A 16,371-nucleotide genomic window follows, 5' to 3' on the forward strand; every position below is an offset into this window, starting at 1 on the left:
AATAAAATCGTTCGGATTATATTATGCCTTATTCAGTTATGGTCCAACCTCTTCTTTTAATCAAACCATCCTTTTTTCTTAAACCAGAAGACCATTGTGACAACCATAGCAATCATAATGAACCAAACGACGTAATAACCGGACTCTGTTTCTAGTTCAGGCATGTTAACGAAATTCATGCCATATACACCTACCACAAACGTTAACGGCATAAAAATAACAGAAATAACAGTAAGAATCTGCATCGTTCTATTGGTTTGGTGAGAGTTTAAAGATAAATAACTATCCCTTATATCTTGTGTCATCTCTCGGTTAGAAGCGACGATCTCCGCTGCTTTTATCAAATGGTCATAAACGTCAGCAAAGTATTCTCTTCTCTCCTGAACCCCTTCAAGAGGATGTGTATACAACATCCTATAAAGTAAATCTCTCATCGGATGAATAGTTTGTCGAATTTTTAATAGTTCGCTTCTCCGATCAAATAACTCTTCTAACAACTGCTCCATAGTGAGATTTTTCGTATTATCTTCAATTTCATTAATATGATCTTCAATTTCATAAACAATAGGAAAATAATGATCCACCACGTTATCAAGCAGTTGATAGAGGATAAAGTATTCATCTAGATTATTATTTTGACCATTATTTCGTTTTAACAGCCTTTCGACTGAATCTATTTCCTCACATGGCTGCTTGTGAAAAGTAACAACAAAGTCTTCCCCAAGGAACAGGTTAATCTCACTTCGATCTAAGCTTTTTTTATGCAGCGCGTGAAACACAAAAAACGTATGGTCATCATAATAATCAATCTTTGGCCGCTGCAAGTCATGGAGACAATCTTCTATCGCCAGCGGATGAAATTGAAAATATGTACGCAGCAAACCCACTTCATCCTGTGTAGGTTTTTCAAAATCCACCCAGTACCAATCGTAGTTGGCAGTAGTTAATTCTGCCAACTCGGAAAAATGCTGCAGTCCTTCCGTCTTTGAATATCCGTAAATTCTTAACATCCTATCACCTTTCTCCTTACGATCCTAAATTACCCGTTTACGTTGAACTAAAACATCTGCTCTTTTATTTTTATATGATAGGATAGAGATAAGATACCCTAATAAGGGGGATATTTATGAGTGCAACGAAAACATTATTAAAAAGTGACACCTTCCAGTTACGAAGTATAACGGATGAGGATATCCCTTCTTTATTTCATCTCATTTATGGAGATGCAGATCCTGAATGGAAAAAATGGGACGCTCCTTACTATCCTCTTGAACCCCACACGATCGATACGTACCGCAGTCACGAGAACGCCAGAAAAGAAAGATTAAAAAACGAGGAACCTGATTCAAGACTGGTGATAGAAGTAGACAACACTATTATTGGGACGGTTTCTTACTATTGGGAGCATAAAGCTTCTTTATGGCTTGAGGTGGGAATCGGCATTTATAATCCATCTTATTGGAGCGGTGGTTATGGAACAAAAGCCTTACGAATGTGGATTGATCACATGTTTGCAAGCTTTCCTATCGCCAGGGTTGGTATAACTACATGGTCAAAAAATGAACGAATGATGAGAGTTGGAGAAAAATTAGGAATGAAGCTGGAAGGCCGTTTGCGAAAATGCAGAATTTATGAAGGTAAACATTATGACTCTATTCGAATGGGAATTCTAAGAGAAGAGTGGGATGAAGCAAAAAAAAGAATGAACAGGCTGGGTTTCTCTACAAGCTGAGAAGGACTCTATTGGATAGAGTCCTTCTCTTTTACATTTAACCTAGTTGCTCATTTAACGGTGGTACGATTTGCTTCTTACGTGACACTACACCGTTTAAAACAGCTTGATTATCTGTCAATTCAACTCCAAACGCCTGGTTAACCGCATTCGATTGATCACCAATTGCAATAACCGTGGAATCGTTTGTGAGAATATCCGTAATGACAAACACAAACAAATCCAGAGACTTTGAAGATACTGTTTCGTGAATAGCTTTCGTAAGTTCAGCTTTCCGCTGTAGTACTTCCTGTGTGTCTACTGTGTTAACCTGGGCAATTTCTACTTTAGCATCGCCCATTGAAAATTCTTTTGCATCTAAAGACAATAGTTCCTCAGCCGTAGAGTCGCTGATATCTGCACCAGCTTTAAGCATATCAAGGCCGTACACCTCAGCTTCAACTCCTGCAATAGCTTCCAGCTCTTTCGCAACCTCTACATCTTCTTCCGTGCAAGTCGGAGATTTGAATAAAAGAGAGTCTGAAATGATGGATGATAGCAGCAAGCCTGCTGTACTCTTAGAAATATCCTGCCCTTTTTCTTTAAACATTTTTGTTAATATTGTAGCTGTACAGCCTACCGGTTCTGCCCGGTAATAAAGCGGCCCATTTGTTTCGAAATTTGCGATTCTATGATGATCAATCACTTCAGTTACTTGAACTTCGTCAATGTCTTCAGCGCTTTGCTGGCGTTCATTATGGTCGACAAGAATCACCTGCTCCACTTCATTGCTTACAGTTTGAACTTCTCTAGGTGCATCTACGTTAAAATGATCCAGTGCGTACTGCGTTTCACTGTTTACCTCTCCTAAACGAACAGCTTCTACATCTTCACCTAACTTATGTTTAAGTTCAGCATAAACGATGGCTGAGCAAATCGTATCCGTGTCTGGATTTTTGTGTCCAAAAACGAGCTTCTTTGACATGATAACCTCTCCTTTACCTCACAATATGTAATTACAACTCCAGTTCCGATTATAAGGGAAATTCCACTATACGTCTATTATCTCCATATAAAATCTATTGTTTAAAGAAGCTAAATAATGGAAATAGACCATTAAATCGTTAAAAAGGAAGTGACATCGATGAAAGCTGTAACTTATCAAGGTAAAGAGAAAATGGTCGTTAAAGATATGCCGGCTCCATCTTTGCAAAATAGTGGTGACATGATTGTTCGAATAACTGCCAGCGGTATTTGTGGATCAGACCTTCATTTATATAAAGGCGGTATCGAGCCTCAAGAAGATTACATTGTAGGTCACGAGCCTATGGGAATAGTAGAGGAAGTAGGAAGTGATGTGAAAAGCTTACAAAAAGGAGACCGCGTCGTTATCCCGTTTAATATAGGGTGCGGAGAATGCTTTTTCTGTAAAAACCAAATGGAAAGTCAGTGCGATGAATCGAACCCTCATAGCGATGCTGGCGGTCTCTTCGGCTTTACAGAACCTTTTGGAGGCTACCCGGGGGGACAAGCTGAATATTTAAGAGTTCCTTATGCTGACTTCACTTCATTTAAAGTACCCGAGTCAAGTGAACTGGATGATGAACAAGTAGTGTTTTTATCTGACGTGATTCCTACTGCCTATTGGAGTGTAGAAAGCAGCGGTGTTAAAGAAGGCGACACCGTCATCGTATTAGGAAGCGGCCCTATCGGCTTAATGAGTCAAAAGTTTGCTGCCCTTAAGGGGGCCAAACGTGTTATTGCCGTTGATCACGTGGACCACAGATTGGAGCACGCCAAACGAACGAACAATGTGGAAACGTTTAATTTTTCAAACACCGATGAAATAGGCTCCTTGCTTTTTCATGAAACTAAAGGCGGAGCCGATGTCATTATTGATTGTGTAGGTATGGACGGAACAGTCTCTCCTAAAGAAGAGTTTGGTTCGGAGCATGATAATCAATTTGGAACAATAAGCCCGATTATTACAGCCTCACAAGCGATTCGAAAATTCGGTACAGTACAATTAACAGGTGTATATGGCACGGAAGCCAATGGGTTTCCACTCGGCGACTTCTTCAGCAGGAACATTTCATTAAAAATGGGACAGGCCCCTGTCATCCATTTAATGCCGAAACTCTACGATATGGTAGAAAACAATGAGTTTGATCCTACAGATATCATTACGCATACCATGAATATCGAAGATGCTGCAAAAGGCTACGATGTTTTTGATAAAAAAGAAGATGGAAACATCAAAGTAATTTTAAAACCATAAGATAAATAGGAAGCGGCACCTTAAAGAAACCTTCATTTCTCTGCGGTCTTTTATGAATGGGAAAATTTCTATCGTTAGAAAGTATTAAGAATCCTATAAAAATGGCCACCACGAGACTCTCGATGTGAATGTCCTTTAGCAAACGCTGCTTTCATAAAGGCTCAGTTTGAGTAAATCAATGCTCAAGATCTATTTCGAAAAATGGTTGGAGGAAACGGCGAGACTCCTGAGGGAAATGGGAATGAGGTGTGACCCCACAGGGCTGATAAAGTCCTTGGAGGCACACCATTAGCCCGAAGAAAGGGAGTCGTTTGATGCCATCCAAAACTAAAGATCGATGAAAGATAGAATTATAAAAGCGTCCTGCGTGGAATTTAATTTCCACACAGGACGCTTTTCTTCTAACAATTAAAATATGTACTATTCCTACATAAATTTAACGATTCGTTTTCACATTAGTGATTTAGCCAGACAACATATCGATAGGTTTTAGATTGATCTTTGTTGATGACACGAGGAGCTTTCGCGGATGACGCCTGGTCGATTAAAACCGGCCACGTCCGGTGCAGCGCGAGCGGGCCGTGCCCGCGGCAAGCAATTCGTGACGCTCTTTAAGATTTCTCTTCAAGCTGAGAAACAGCAGCTTAAGTTGTTGTTTCTTTTAGGGTTTGCAAAAATTGAACCAGGGAACTAATAAGTTATGTTTAACCATTACGTTAGAGGGAGTCAGGACGATGAGTACAACTTTTATATCGAAGCGCAAGAAAAAATTACAAAATAATAATAATTCTGAAGAAATAAAACCTTGGATCAGAAGATTCGGCCGCTTCGGACATATGATGAAAGGAACAGTATACGGCCTAGTAGGCGTCCTCTCTTTTATGGCAGCTATTGGCGCAGGCGGTGAAACAACTGGTACAGGAGGTATGTTTCGATCACTAGCTTCCCAGCCTTTTGGCGAAGTTTTACTTTGGATTATAGGCATTGGCCTTATCGGTTATCTTACATGGGTAATCATTAAATCTATTTATGACACTTCCAATAAAGGAAGAGATATAAAAGGTTTAATTACACGAACTGGATATCTCGTTGGAGGGGGCATTTATGGTGCCCTTGCTTTAAACGCTTTTCAAATTGCCATGCATGCCGGAAGCAGCGGTAACTCCGAGCAATCCATATCTGCGATGTTATTAGGTCAACCATTTGGACCAGGGCTGGTCGGTCTTTTGGGGCTTATTATTATTGGATATGGAGTGACAGAATTTTATAGCGGAGCGACTAACCATTTTTTAAAGAAATTTAATCATCATGAAATGAATGAACATGAAAGAAAAATTGCTAAGCAGTCTGGGAAAATGGGATTAATCTCTAGAGGCGCGGTTCTGGCTATTATAGGATTTTTCTTCGTGCAGACGGCTATGACTTCCAACCCGGATGAATCTAAAGGATTGGATGGTGCCTTGGCCGAAGTCTCTCAACAGCCTTTTGGCCAATGGCTGTTAGGCATTGTTGCGCTAGGTTTTATTCTTTATGGTATCTATGAAATAACACGGGGCCGTTATGAAAGAATGAGCTTTGGTAAGTAAGGTTCTGTGCAGCGCAGTTTACCACTCCTTCTAGTATGCTCCATCTTCGTGAATGAACTATTTATGGACAAGTCTTTATCTTGACTCTTTAGTGTATCTGCATGGTAATTAATTGAATTTAACCAACCTGAGATATTAAAAAGTCGAGTAAAAAACGTCTACGATTTTTTACTCGACTTTCAATCTTTCTTTATTTTATGCTTTTTCACTACTTTGCTGAACGAGGTCCATGAAGAATTCGATTTGTGCGATGTGTGCCATACTTTTCTTTTAACTCAAGCCGATGAAGCTCTCGGTTTAATTTATGATAATTCTTTACTCTCTCAGCGTTCAGCTTACCTGAATCAACCGCTTGCAGAACGACGCACCCCGGTTCACTTTCATGCTTACAGTCACGGAACTTACAAGTCAAAGCCAGCTTTTCAATGTCTGAGAAAGCCGCTTCCACACCTTCTCCATCACCCCATAACTGAACCTCTCTCATACCTGGAGTGTCAATGAACACCAAGCCGTTATCAAGAGTGAACATTTCCCTGTGAGTAGTGGTGTGGCGGCCTTTATCATCCTGGGAGCGAACATGTTTTGTTTGCTGTACATCCTCCCTAAGCAAGAAATTAATTAACGTGGATTTCCCCACTCCAGAAGAGCCAATTAATGCATAGGTGTAACCAGATTGCAGCTCTTTCATAAACTCTTCCATCCCATCTAACGATACACTGCTTACTCCGTAAACAGGTACAGCTGGAATTCTTTGTTCAATTTGATGAATAAAAATTTCCGGCGCCTCACACAAATCCCTTTTTGTACAAACGATCAGCGGGGCTGCTCCACTCTCATATACTTGATAAACATATCTTTCCAAACGCTGCAAGTTAAATTCTGAGTTCATCGCCGTTAAGATAATCACAACATTCATGTTCGCAGCAATTACCTGTTCATTATGCTGCCTGCCTGGTTCTTTTCTAGACAGTACTGTATTCCTTGTTAACACTCCGTGTACAAGAGCTTTTCCTTGATCATAAGGTTCGAAGACCACCCAATCCCCTACCACTGGTCGTATCGGTGATTTATAGCGGAATTTTCCTGACAAATGACCTTGAAGTGTTCCTTGTTCTGTCCATAGTGTAAAAATACTTGAAGATGAGCGTGCTATACGCCCTGCCTGCTCACCACTTTTTAATTGATCAGTTACTTCTATTGGCAAACTTTTTACTTTCACTAAAATCCTCCTAATATGGGAGGACGCTCACGTTTAGCTGATGTGTCCTCCTGTTTGTGATAGATGGTAAATGTTTTGTACGAAATAAAATTTTCTCATAACACATCAGCTCCTTTACTTTATCTTCCTCTATTATATATAAACGTTATAAAAAAAACATCAAGTAAAGGAAATTCCCTTTACTTGATGTTTTTGACTAATTTAGATCACTGAAAACTTTTTTTACTCTTGGCACAACTTCTCCGCTGCCATCCTCGACATCCTCAATCATCATGGAGACGATTAAGTCTTCCTCGTCAGTATCCCAGGCAATAAACCAACCATTTTCTTGAGCATCTTCATCATCTAAAGATTGCTTTAACTCAGCTGTCCCTGTTTTACCCGCTAAATTCAGGTCATCCATTTGAGGCTCATAAGCAGACCCTTGAGAATCATTAACGACGGCTTGTAAGTTTTCAGTTATTACATCAGCTGTTTCTTCGCTTATAACATCTTCCTTCCAAACCTGACCAGTTTCTTCGTCTGATCGGAGTGTAGGCTGCAACAGGTCTCCCCCGGTAATAAACGGAGTATAGGTTAAAGCAAGATGAAGTGAACTCATCTGAACTTGACCTTGACCATATCCCGTGTCCGCAAGAAGGGGTTCACTTTCAAACTGATCTTCGTTTAAAATTTGTGAAGCTGAGATAGGATAAGCAAATGGGAGGTCTTCAGAAAAGCCAAAATTCTCCGCTTCTTCAAGGAAGGTTTCTCCACCAATATCTAAAATCGAGCGGGCGAAATAAATGTTATCCGATCTTACGAGTGCATCTCTAAGGTTGACATTGTTATCGATATTCGCGCCATCCACCCTTGTAATTGAATAATTTCCCCATCCGTCTTGTGTATAGGATTTACCATCAATCGTCATATCTTCTTCTGGATCTATCGTATCTGTTTTAAGACCAATGGATGCAGTTATCGGTTTAAAAGTTGATCCAGGAGAATAGTTACTACTGAATTTATTGGATAAAGGCTCACCTTCTTGTTCTTGCAGTTCACTTCGCCGCTCACTGCTCATCCCTAGTACAAATTCGTTAGGATCATAAGCGGGCGAACTTACTAAAGCTTTTACTTCCCCTGACGTCGGATTGACTGCTGCAGAAGAACCTGGCTCACCTTCCATGTTTTCATAAATTGTCTCTTGAACTTCTTTATCAATGGTAAGCTCTACATCTTCTCCATTCGTCGCTTCATTTTCAGCAAGTACTTCTTTTTCATTACCATCTTCATCAACTATCGTCACTTTTCCACCGGCTTGGCCGCGCAGATCTTCTTCTAACAGACTTTCTAAACCAGTTTGGCCAATTTGATCTGAAGCCGTATAACCTTCGTCACTCATTTCTTCCAATTGTTCACCTGTAATATCACCTACGTAGCCAATGATGTGTGCTGTTGCTTCTTCAGCCGGATATACACGAGAATTGGTTTCTTGAAACTGAGTGCCGGTTAACTCTTTAATTTCTTTAATCCTCTCCTCATCGTCATCTGAGACAGCACCGACTGGTACAAAAGAAGAAGATTGGACCCAGGATTGATCGAGTTGAGAATCAATATAGTCAACAGAAATATCCAATATTTCTGCAAGATCTTCTTTTACTTCTTTTTCATCCTCTATACGCTCCGGTACCAGTCCCACTTGTTGAATGACACCATTTTCAGCTAAAGGTTCCCCATTTGCATCAAAAATTTCGCCTCTTTCCGCTGGAATTGATTGGGCACTGACTTTATCTCCTTCTTCCATCCCCGCAAAGATCATAGAAGAATCCCATTTTATAGCCCAAGTATCTTCTTCGTCCCCTTCTTCATAGACAAGTTCAGCCTGATGAGAAAATTGCAATTCTCCAGCCAATGTTTCCATACTTACATCATAATCGTAAGCGGGCGTGTCTTCCTCATTGAAATCCTGTTCCTCTTCAGGAGCTTTATATGTAATCGCCAGATTGTTCATATTAATACCTTCATAAATTGTCGAGTATCTTTCTTCAAACTCCTCTTCGCTGATTGAGTCTTTAGACTCCTCACTCAGTAAATCATACATTTCTCCAAATTTTTCATTTTCCCACGCTTCCATATAGGCTTCAACCGTAGATTCAGGATTGGGTTTATCTGAACAGCCGATCAGCAAGAGAAAAGAAGAAATAAGGAAACAGTTTCTTAATTTTTTCATATCGCAACAGCCTCCTAGCTTCCTTTTTCAACGTTACCCCTCATTATATCAGACTTAATTCTTATAAAAAGAGTTTTGACTTTGACTTGAATTTTTAACCAAATAAAAAAGCAGAATATCAGGGGCTTGATCCTTCTACTCTCCTTTCGATAAACATACATACATCTCCAATAGTTGAAAATCCTGCAAACTCCTGTTCTGAGGAGATTATCTCTTTAACTTCAATATTGAGGTTCCAATATTGAAGTAAAGCCTCAAAAGCAGCAAAAAAGGAGGTTTGATCCCCTTTAAACAATTCATAAAGGGACGTATCAGTCGTAATATACTCAAGAGGATTGTCATAGTACACCACACTATGACGTTGAATATATGTAACAGTGGACAAAAAAATCTCATAAACAATGTTTTCTTTCGTTACTTTTTTCATTTCTTTTTTTGATTTGAATTGATCAAAGTCAAATACATCTGCCATTTCCCCCACCCCTTTTATTCTCTTTTTATCATTTTCTCATTATAATAATAATTCTACCTCAATCGACAGAAATCCTTTATAGCGATAAAAAATATTCAAAGTATAAGAGAAGATTTTTAAGAGAATGATGTGTTATTCTATCAACGAAATGAACGAAGGGAGTTCTTTGAATGAATCAAACCATCGATACACTGCTGAACCACCGAAGTATTCGTCAATTTAAAAATACGAAAATAACCGATGAGCAGCTTGACTACATTATTCGCTCAGCTCAGCAAGCCTCGACCTCCAGTTACATGATGGCTTATACAATTATAGGTATAACAGATGCAGATAAAAAGGCAGCTTTAGCTGAAGTGAGCGGTCAACCATACGTAGAAGACAATGGTCACCTTCTCGTATTTTGTGCTGACTTACATCGTCAAACTCACACCGCCACAAGTGAAGACTATAAACAAATGCTCGAAAACCTTGAAAATTGTGAGCATTTCCTCGTATCTGCGATTGATGCTGCACTAGCTGCCCAGAACGCTGCGATTGCTGCAGAGTCAATGGGATTGGGTATTTGCTACTTAGGAAGCTTACGGAATCATCTCGAACGAGTCGATGAGCTGCTCGCTTTACCCACTCATGTGATTCCCTTATTTGGTATGGCGATTGGAGAACCCGCCCACAAGCCTGATCGTAAACCGCGATTGCCCATATCCGCAGTTTATTTCGAAAATGAGTATACACCTCATGAAGATGCTATTGAAAAGTTTGATGATCAGATCGCTGAATACTATCAATCCAGATCGTCAAATAACCGGAGTGATACATGGACTGAACAAATGCATCGACGTTTTAAAAAGACGATGCGCATGGACGTGACTGACCTTGTTCAGAAAAAAGGATTTAATAAACGGTAAAGAAAGTCTGGTGTTTTCTTAATGAAAAATCAATTGAAGCAGACGGCTGAGCAGATTGAACAGGCTCGGCATGTGGTCATTTTAACAGGAGCAGGTGTTTCTACAGCGAGCGGCATCCCTGACTTTCGATCAAGTGAAGGATTATGGGAACAAGACTTTAGAAGAGAAGATTATATGTCTATTGACTACTTTCATTTTGATCCAGTTGATTTTTGGAAAAAATATAAAGAAATTTTCCGCATCAAACTATTGCAACAATACGAACCAAACGTCGTTCACCATTTTCTTAAACAGTTAGAAACGAAAGGTCGCCGTATCTCCATTATTACGCAAAATGTGGACGGTCTTCACGCCCAGGCGAAAAGTTCTAAAGTAGTAGAGTATCACGGCTCCTTAGATAAAGCGACTTGTCCTCATTGTCAGGAAACTTATACGATGAAATATGTTCTTTCTAATGATCCTCCGCAATGCGAAGATTGTAAAAGTGTGTTAAAACCGAACGTTGTCTTATTTGGCGATTTGATCACAGCTCATGACGAAGCCGAAGCACTAATCGATGAGGCGGATTTCTTACTCGTTTTAGGCACATCTTTGCAAGTTACACCCTTTAGCTATTTACCCGAATATGCATCTAGCCGGAACCTCGCATCTACTCTGATGAATAAAGAAGCAACGATAAAAGATCGGCTTTTTGATCAAGTCATTCTAGGAGATTTAAGCGAGCTGATTCCTCAGTTACAAACTGAGATAAATATAGTCCAGGACGAAACTGAATAAAGCAAAATTCATTTAAATCCCAGCCTTTTATATTGAATGTTTTTTCTTTTCCCTTTGTTTATTAATAATCACAGAACCTGCCCGGTATCCACCCGAAGGTTAAACACCCTTCACACAGGGTAGACTCCTTATGAATCTATTTATGATGGAGGTATTTGAGTGGAACATATAAATGTAAGTCAGGCTGATTTAACAGCCAGCCGTATTGGCCTGGGCACATGGGCCATTGGGGGCTGGATGTGGGGTGGCACTGATAAGAAGCAATCCATAGAAACGATTCATGCCGCCCTTAATAAAGGCATTACTCTAATCGATACTGCTCCTGTTTACGGTTTCGGTGAATCCGAAGAAATCGTGGGTAAAGCCGTCCAGCAGTATGGAAAGCGCGAAGATATTATTTTAGCCACTAAGGTAGCTTTAGATTGGCAAAATGAACAGCCTTTTCGTAATGGCACGAAAGAAAGAATTCATCAGGAAGTCGAAGATTCTCTTAAACGACTTCAAACGGATTATATTGATATTTATCAAGTCCACTGGCCGGATCCGCTCACACCACTGCACGAAACGGCAGAAGCCCTGCAATATTTGTATAAACAAGGAAAGATAAGAGCAATAGGAGTGAGCAATTTCTCTCCAGAACAAATGGATGTTTTCAGAGAAGCAGCTCCTATTCATACTTTGCAGCCGCCGTATAATTTATTTGAGCGTGATATAGAAGAGGATATTATCCCTTATACGCAAAAGCATGACATTACAACCATTTCATACGGTTCTCTATGTCGTGGTCTTCTTTCAGGTAAAATGACGAAAGATCGTTCTTTTGAAGGAGATGACCTTCGAAACAATGATCCTAAATTCCAGCAGCCGCGATTTGAACAATATTTAAATGCTGTAGAGGAACTAGACCAACTAGCAAAGGATCGTTTTAATAAGAGAGTTATCCATTTAGCCATTAAATGGGTATTGCAGCAGCCGGGTTCCGGAATTGCCTTAATGGGTGGAAGGCGCCCAGATCAATTAGATCCAGTAGACGAGGTCAGCGATTTTACCATTGATAAAGATACGATGAAAGATATCGATGCAATTTTAGAAAAAAACATTAAAGATCCTGTGGGTCCCGAATTTATGGCTCCCCCTACAAAACAAGATCTATAATTGTTACATGCCCGAGCTTTTTCTAAAGTTCGGGCATCTATTTTTGGTAAAATAAAATTAATAGTTTGTATGATGTATGAGATAGGAGGCGGACCGTGTGGATTTTGTCATATGGATAATCATCTTACTTTTGTTTCTTGCCAGTTTCGCCAGTTTAATTTTCCCCATTATTCCAGGCCCTCTCGTTTTATGGCTCGGCTTTCTCGCCTATTATTTCTTCATTAATAATGCCGGCCTCAGCCTTATATTTTGGATAGCCATGGTTCTATTAACCATTTTGTTAATCGTGTCAGATATCATCGCCAATAGTTATTTTGTGAAAAAATATGGCGGCAGTAAATGGGGGGAACGTGCGGCAGCGATCGGAGTTATTGCAGGGTCATTTATCTTTCCTCCATTTGGAATTGTCCTTGTCCCGTTTGTCATTGTTTTAATTGTTGAGCTTCTGCAAAAAAGATCGGCTGAAGAGGCTGGAAAAGCAGCTCTAGGCTCTTTATTTGGATTCTTAAGCGGCAGTGCCGCTAAAGTTTTGATTCAATCATTTATGATTGTCTGGTTCTTTATAGAAGTTTGGATATCGTAATATAAAAGGCGCTTCCCTCAATGGAAGCGCCTTTCTTACTATTCTCGTCCCATCCCTTTTAAGAACTGCATCATCATTGTAATACTGCGGTTAATTTCAGGGTCTTTCAAGGCTTTAGCCAGATCAAAAATAGTCGTTTTTTGATCTGCTGCTGTTTCATTCATTTCTTTTATTCCTTCATTAAGACGATTGGTAGTCTCTCGTACGGTTTTGACGTCTAAGTCTCCCAGCATAAACACAATTTCAGGAAGATTCTCAAGCAATTGTGCATACTGATCTTTGCTAATCTCATCCACTACATATTTTAAAGCTTTTTTCTTTGAATGAGAAAAGGCATAAGCTGTATCTAATGTTCCAACTTCATCTAATGCGCTTAATAACTCAATTCCTTTTAAAATAGCTTCTTTATTTTCAGTTACAGCTTCTTTTACTTCTTGTAAATCTCGTGCTTGCTGCTCTTCCTTGGGAATTTCTAACTTTTTAATGTTTGTTATTGATTTAGCCATCTTTATTCACCTGATCCCCTGGGAACACATAGTCGTTACGCTCCCACTTATTTTCAACATTAACGCTTATTTGCGGCACAGGATTCCCTCGACGGTGATTATTTGGCGGAATCGGTGATTTACCTTCTTTTTTCATAACTTCCATCCGGACTGCAATCTCTTTATATGCCGGCGTATTTGTGTCTTTGTCCACACGGTTATCGGTAAGGAAGTTAACAGCCGACTTTCCATTTGCGCTCATAGGAATAAATAATTCTTTTCCTCTTACGCGGTCTGTAACTGTAACAACCCCTGTCGCTTCTCCGGCTTCAGAAACCAGTTTTATTTCCGCACCTTCACGAATATCTCTTTCCTTAGCAAGCTCAGGAGAGACTTCAACAAATGGATTAGGGGTATTTCGAGCGATACCTTCTACTTTATAGGTCATATTGCCTTCATGGAAATGTTCAAGAAGCCGGCCATTATTTACATGAAGATCGTACTTCTCTGAAGTGTCATACTCCAATTCAAATTCCAGGGGAAAGAACCTTGCTCTGCCATCTTCAAATGGGAATCCTTCCTGGAAAAGAAGAGGTTCATCTGTGCCGTCTTCATGCACCGGCCACTGTAATGAGTTGTATCCTTCTAAGCGTTCATATGACACGCCGGCAAACAATGGAGCTAAACTAGCTGCTTCAGCCATAATTTCTGAAGGGTGCCCGTAGTGCCAATCTCCTCCCAGTTCTTGAGCAATAAGCTGAAGGATTTCCCAGTCAGGCTTTGCTCCTGGAAGAGGATCAAGTGATTGATAGAGACGCTGGATTCGACGCTCCGTGTTCGTAAATGTCCCTTCTTTTTCTAAACTAGGCACTGCTGGTAACACTACATCTGCGTATTCAGCAGTTTTCGTCAAGAACAAATCTTGAACAATAAACAAATCAAGCTTTTCAAAGGCCTCTGTCACATAATTTATATTGGCGTCTACAATGCCCGTGTCCTCACCTATTACATACATCGCACTTAAGTTTCCTGCATGAATAGCTTCAATCATTTGATGATTGTCTTTTCCAGGCTCTTTAGGAATCGTGCAGTTCCAGGCTTGTTCATAGCGAGCGCGAACTTCGTCATCATGCGTTTCTTCATAGCCAGGGAAGAAGTTTGGCATACTGCCAAAATCACTGCATCCTTGTACATTGTTGTGCCCGCGCAGTGGATAAGCTCCGCAGCCTTCTCTTCGATAGTTACCTGTAAGAAGCAATAAGTTTGATATAGCTGTACTCGTATCACTGCCTCGCATATGCTGTGTTACACCCATTGCCCAGCAGATTGATACCTTTTCCGCTTTTGCAATTTCCTCTGCTACATCAATTAACTCTTCTTTTGGTATTCCAGTTAATTCAGAAGCATATTCCATTGTGTAAGGTTCAAGACTCTCGCGATACGCGTCAAATTCGTTCACCCATTCTTCAATAAAGTTTTTATCTTCCAACCCTTGGTCAAGAATATATTTTGATACAGCTGAAAGCCAAACCAAGTCTGTGCCGGATTTAGGCTGATAAAAACGGTCGGCTCGTGTAGCCATTTCATGCTTACGTAAGTCAAAGACAAATAATTTTTGACCAAATAATTTCTGAGATCGTTTAATCCGGGAAGCAAGTACAGGATGCGACTCTGCTGTATTTGAACCGATTGTAAGGACTAAATTTGCTTTGGCGATATCATCAATAGTTCCTGAGTCACCGCCGTGCCCTACTGTTCTAAACAAACCTTTAGTTGCAGGAGATTGGCAGTAACGTGAGCAGTTGTCTACATTGTTCGTTCCAATGATTTGGCGGGAAAGCTTCTGCATAAGATAAGATTCTTCATTCGTAGCTTTGGAAGAAGAGATGAAACCTAAATCATCAGAACCCTTTTTCTCTTTAATTTCAGTGATCCTTTCCGCTACATAGGAAATAGCTTCGTCCCATTCCACTTCATGGAACGTATCATCACGACGTATTAAAGGTTTGGTTAACCGCTTCTCACTATTGACGTAATCCCAGCCGAACTTCCCTTTCACACATGTAGCAATACCATTTGCCGGAGACTCTGCATTTGGCTCTACTTTTAAAATCTGGCGGTCTTTTGTCCAAACATCAAATGAACACCCGACCCCACAATAAGTACATACTGTTTTTGTTTTCTTAATTCGTTCTTCACGCATAGCCGCTTCCGAATCAGAGACTGCAAATAACGGACCATAACCCGTTTCTACTTTCTTCGTTAGTTCGATCATCGACTTTAACAGCCCTGGTTCTTGATCCGTTAAGAATCCGGCTTCTCCTTCCATCCCTTTTTCCATCATGGCATTACAAGGGCACACTGTAGAACATTGTCCGCAATTTACACAAGATGACTGATCAATCGGGACGTCATTATCCCAAATGACTCGTGGCTGCTGGCGTTCCCAGTCAATGGTCAGGGTTTCATTCACTTGAACATCCTGACAAACTTCTACACAGCGGCCGCATAAAATACACTGATCCGGGTCATACCTGTAAAATGCCCCCGATTCGTCCCGGTTGTAAGGCTTTTCTTGGAATGGCCGGGACTGATGCTCTAATCCAAATTCCGCCATCGTATTATGGATTTCACAATCACCATTATTGTAATCACATACAGTGCAATACAGCTCGTGATTTTCCAAAATGCGATCCAGCGCTTCTTTTTGAGCCATTTGTACTTGTGGAAGTTCCGTTTGCACTTTCATACCTGCTTCTACTTTTAATCCGCAAGCTCTTTGCATTTCTCTATTCACTTGAACGACACACGTGTCACACGTTTGAATAGGTCCTAGTGATTCGTTGTAGCAAATCTGCGGTACATTTTCACCAGAGGAATTAATAAGATCCAGCAAGTTTTGTCCTGGATCAGCTAAGAATTCCTTTCCATTTATCGTTACTACAGTGTGATCTCTCTCTAACAAAATTAACCCCTCCCAATAAATCT

At 40.2% G+C, this 16,371-nt stretch carries 15 protein-coding genes; 8 read left to right on the forward strand and 7 right to left on the reverse strand.

Annotated features, from left to right (window positions below; translation table 11 throughout):
- Positions 1-56: 56 nt before the first annotated feature.
- Positions 57-1,010 carry a magnesium/cobalt transporter CorA gene (gene corA, locus ACGTNH_RS12320; protein WP_394587159.1) on the reverse strand — a complete coding sequence of 318 codons (954 nt, stop codon included), beginning with the start codon at positions 1,008-1,010 and terminating at the stop codon, positions 57-59.
- A 116-nt stretch (positions 1,011-1,126) separates the two neighbouring features.
- On the opposite strand from corA, the gene ACGTNH_RS12325 reads away from it, so the two are divergent.
- Entirely contained in the window at positions 1,127-1,732 is a 606-nt protein-coding gene (locus tag ACGTNH_RS12325) for a GNAT family N-acetyltransferase (protein WP_394587161.1), read from the forward strand.
- Positions 1,733-1,769: 37 nt separating this feature from the next.
- On the opposite strand, the gene ACGTNH_RS12330 is transcribed toward ACGTNH_RS12325, so the two are convergent.
- Positions 1,770-2,696, reverse strand: a complete 927-nt coding sequence (locus ACGTNH_RS12330) for a manganese-dependent inorganic pyrophosphatase (protein ID WP_394587163.1) — start codon at positions 2,694-2,696, stop codon at positions 1,770-1,772.
- A 159-nt stretch (positions 2,697-2,855) separates the two neighbouring features.
- Between ACGTNH_RS12330 and ACGTNH_RS12335 the strand changes: the two genes are divergently transcribed.
- The 3 genes from ACGTNH_RS12335 (at position 2,856) to ACGTNH_RS12345 (ending at position 5,575) form a co-directional block, all read left to right on the forward strand.
- On the forward strand, positions 2,856-3,989 hold the full coding sequence (locus tag ACGTNH_RS12335; RefSeq protein WP_394587165.1) for an alcohol dehydrogenase catalytic domain-containing protein: 1,134 nt from the start codon (positions 2,856-2,858) through the stop codon (positions 3,987-3,989).
- Between the two features lie 529 nt (positions 3,990-4,518).
- Positions 4,519-4,683 carry a hypothetical protein gene (locus ACGTNH_RS12340; protein ID WP_394587167.1) on the forward strand — a complete coding sequence of 55 codons (165 nt, stop codon included), beginning with the start codon at positions 4,519-4,521 and terminating at the stop codon, positions 4,681-4,683.
- A 40-nt stretch (positions 4,684-4,723) separates the two neighbouring features.
- The gene (locus ACGTNH_RS12345) at positions 4,724-5,575 is read left to right on the forward strand and encodes a DUF1206 domain-containing protein (protein ID WP_394587169.1); all 852 of its coding nucleotides are present in this window, start codon (positions 4,724-4,726) and stop codon (positions 5,573-5,575) included.
- A 208-nt stretch (positions 5,576-5,783) separates the two neighbouring features.
- Here the strand turns inward: ACGTNH_RS12345 and rsgA are convergent, their stop codons facing one another.
- The 3 genes from rsgA to ACGTNH_RS12360 all read right to left on the reverse strand — a co-directional run bounded on the left by rsgA (position 5,784) and on the right by ACGTNH_RS12360 (position 9,475).
- Positions 5,784-6,794, reverse strand: coding sequence for a ribosome small subunit-dependent GTPase A (rsgA, locus tag ACGTNH_RS12350; protein ID WP_394587170.1), 1,011 nt, complete (start codon positions 6,792-6,794; stop codon positions 5,784-5,786).
- 196 nt (positions 6,795-6,990) lie between these two features.
- On the reverse strand, positions 6,991-9,003 hold the full coding sequence (locus ACGTNH_RS12355) for a penicillin-binding transpeptidase domain-containing protein (RefSeq protein ID WP_394587171.1): 2,013 nt from the start codon (positions 9,001-9,003) through the stop codon (positions 6,991-6,993).
- A 118-nt stretch (positions 9,004-9,121) separates the two neighbouring features.
- Positions 9,122-9,475: a hypothetical protein gene (locus ACGTNH_RS12360; RefSeq protein ID WP_394587172.1), complete on the reverse strand. Its 354-nt coding sequence runs from the start codon at positions 9,473-9,475 to the stop codon at positions 9,122-9,124.
- Positions 9,476-9,645: 170 nt separating this feature from the next.
- Here ACGTNH_RS12360 and nfsA point away from each other — a divergent pair, with 170 nt between their 5' ends.
- From nfsA to ACGTNH_RS12380, 4 genes are all read left to right on the forward strand, one after another.
- Positions 9,646-10,383 carry an oxygen-insensitive NADPH nitroreductase gene (gene nfsA, locus ACGTNH_RS12365; RefSeq protein WP_394587173.1) on the forward strand — a complete coding sequence of 246 codons (738 nt, stop codon included), beginning with the start codon at positions 9,646-9,648 and terminating at the stop codon, positions 10,381-10,383.
- A gap of 21 nt (positions 10,384-10,404) precedes the next feature.
- The gene (locus ACGTNH_RS12370; RefSeq protein ID WP_394587174.1) at positions 10,405-11,160 is read left to right on the forward strand and encodes an NAD-dependent protein deacylase; all 756 of its coding nucleotides are present in this window, start codon (positions 10,405-10,407) and stop codon (positions 11,158-11,160) included.
- 159 nt (positions 11,161-11,319) lie between these two features.
- Entirely contained in the window at positions 11,320-12,315 is a 996-nt protein-coding gene (locus ACGTNH_RS12375) for an aldo/keto reductase (protein ID WP_394587175.1), read from the forward strand.
- Between the two features lie 97 nt (positions 12,316-12,412).
- Complete coding sequence (locus tag ACGTNH_RS12380) at positions 12,413-12,898, forward strand: DUF456 domain-containing protein (protein ID WP_394587176.1); 486 nt, start codon at positions 12,413-12,415, stop codon at positions 12,896-12,898.
- Between the two features lie 38 nt (positions 12,899-12,936).
- Here the strand turns inward: ACGTNH_RS12380 and ACGTNH_RS12385 are convergent, their stop codons facing one another.
- Positions 12,937-13,404: a helical membrane plugin domain-containing protein gene (locus ACGTNH_RS12385; RefSeq protein WP_394587177.1), complete on the reverse strand. Its 468-nt coding sequence runs from the start codon at positions 13,402-13,404 to the stop codon at positions 12,937-12,939.
- Positions 13,397-16,348 (reverse strand): formate dehydrogenase subunit alpha, encoded by a 2,952-nt coding sequence (gene fdhF, locus ACGTNH_RS12390; protein ID WP_394587178.1) that lies wholly within the window; start codon positions 16,346-16,348, stop codon positions 13,397-13,399. Before fdhF ends, ACGTNH_RS12385 begins: the two co-directional genes overlap by 8 nt.
- Positions 16,349-16,371: the final 23 nt, after the last annotated feature.

Source organism: Halobacillus sp. B23F22_1 (genome assembly GCF_043497005.1).
Lineage (GTDB): Bacteria > Bacillota > Bacilli > Bacillales > Halobacillaceae > Halobacillus_A.

Bases quoted from the DNA above. Each gene is read 5' to 3' on its own strand.
- corA (WP_394587159.1), bottom strand. From the start codon at position 1,010: ATGTTAAGAATTTACGGATATTCAAAGACGGAAGGACTGCAGCATTTT.
- ACGTNH_RS12325 (WP_394587161.1), top strand. From the start codon at position 1,127: ATGAGTGCAACGAAAACATTATTAAAAAGTGACACCTTCCAGTTACGA.
- ACGTNH_RS12330 (WP_394587163.1), bottom strand. From the start codon at position 2,696: ATGTCAAAGAAGCTCGTTTTTGGACACAAAAATCCAGACACGGATACG.
- ACGTNH_RS12335 (WP_394587165.1), top strand. From the start codon at position 2,856: ATGAAAGCTGTAACTTATCAAGGTAAAGAGAAAATGGTCGTTAAAGAT.
- ACGTNH_RS12340 (WP_394587167.1), top strand. From the start codon at position 4,519: ATGACGCCTGGTCGATTAAAACCGGCCACGTCCGGTGCAGCGCGAGCG.
- ACGTNH_RS12345 (WP_394587169.1), top strand. From the start codon at position 4,724: ATGAGTACAACTTTTATATCGAAGCGCAAGAAAAAATTACAAAATAAT.
- ACGTNH_RS12355 (WP_394587171.1), bottom strand. From the start codon at position 9,003: ATGAAAAAATTAAGAAACTGTTTCCTTATTTCTTCTTTTCTCTTGCTG.
- ACGTNH_RS12360 (WP_394587172.1), bottom strand. From the start codon at position 9,475: ATGGCAGATGTATTTGACTTTGATCAATTCAAATCAAAAAAAGAAATG.
- nfsA (WP_394587173.1), top strand. From the start codon at position 9,646: ATGAATCAAACCATCGATACACTGCTGAACCACCGAAGTATTCGTCAA.
- ACGTNH_RS12370 (WP_394587174.1), top strand. From the start codon at position 10,405: ATGAAAAATCAATTGAAGCAGACGGCTGAGCAGATTGAACAGGCTCGG.
- ACGTNH_RS12385 (WP_394587177.1), bottom strand. From the start codon at position 13,404: ATGGCTAAATCAATAACAAACATTAAAAAGTTAGAAATTCCCAAGGAA.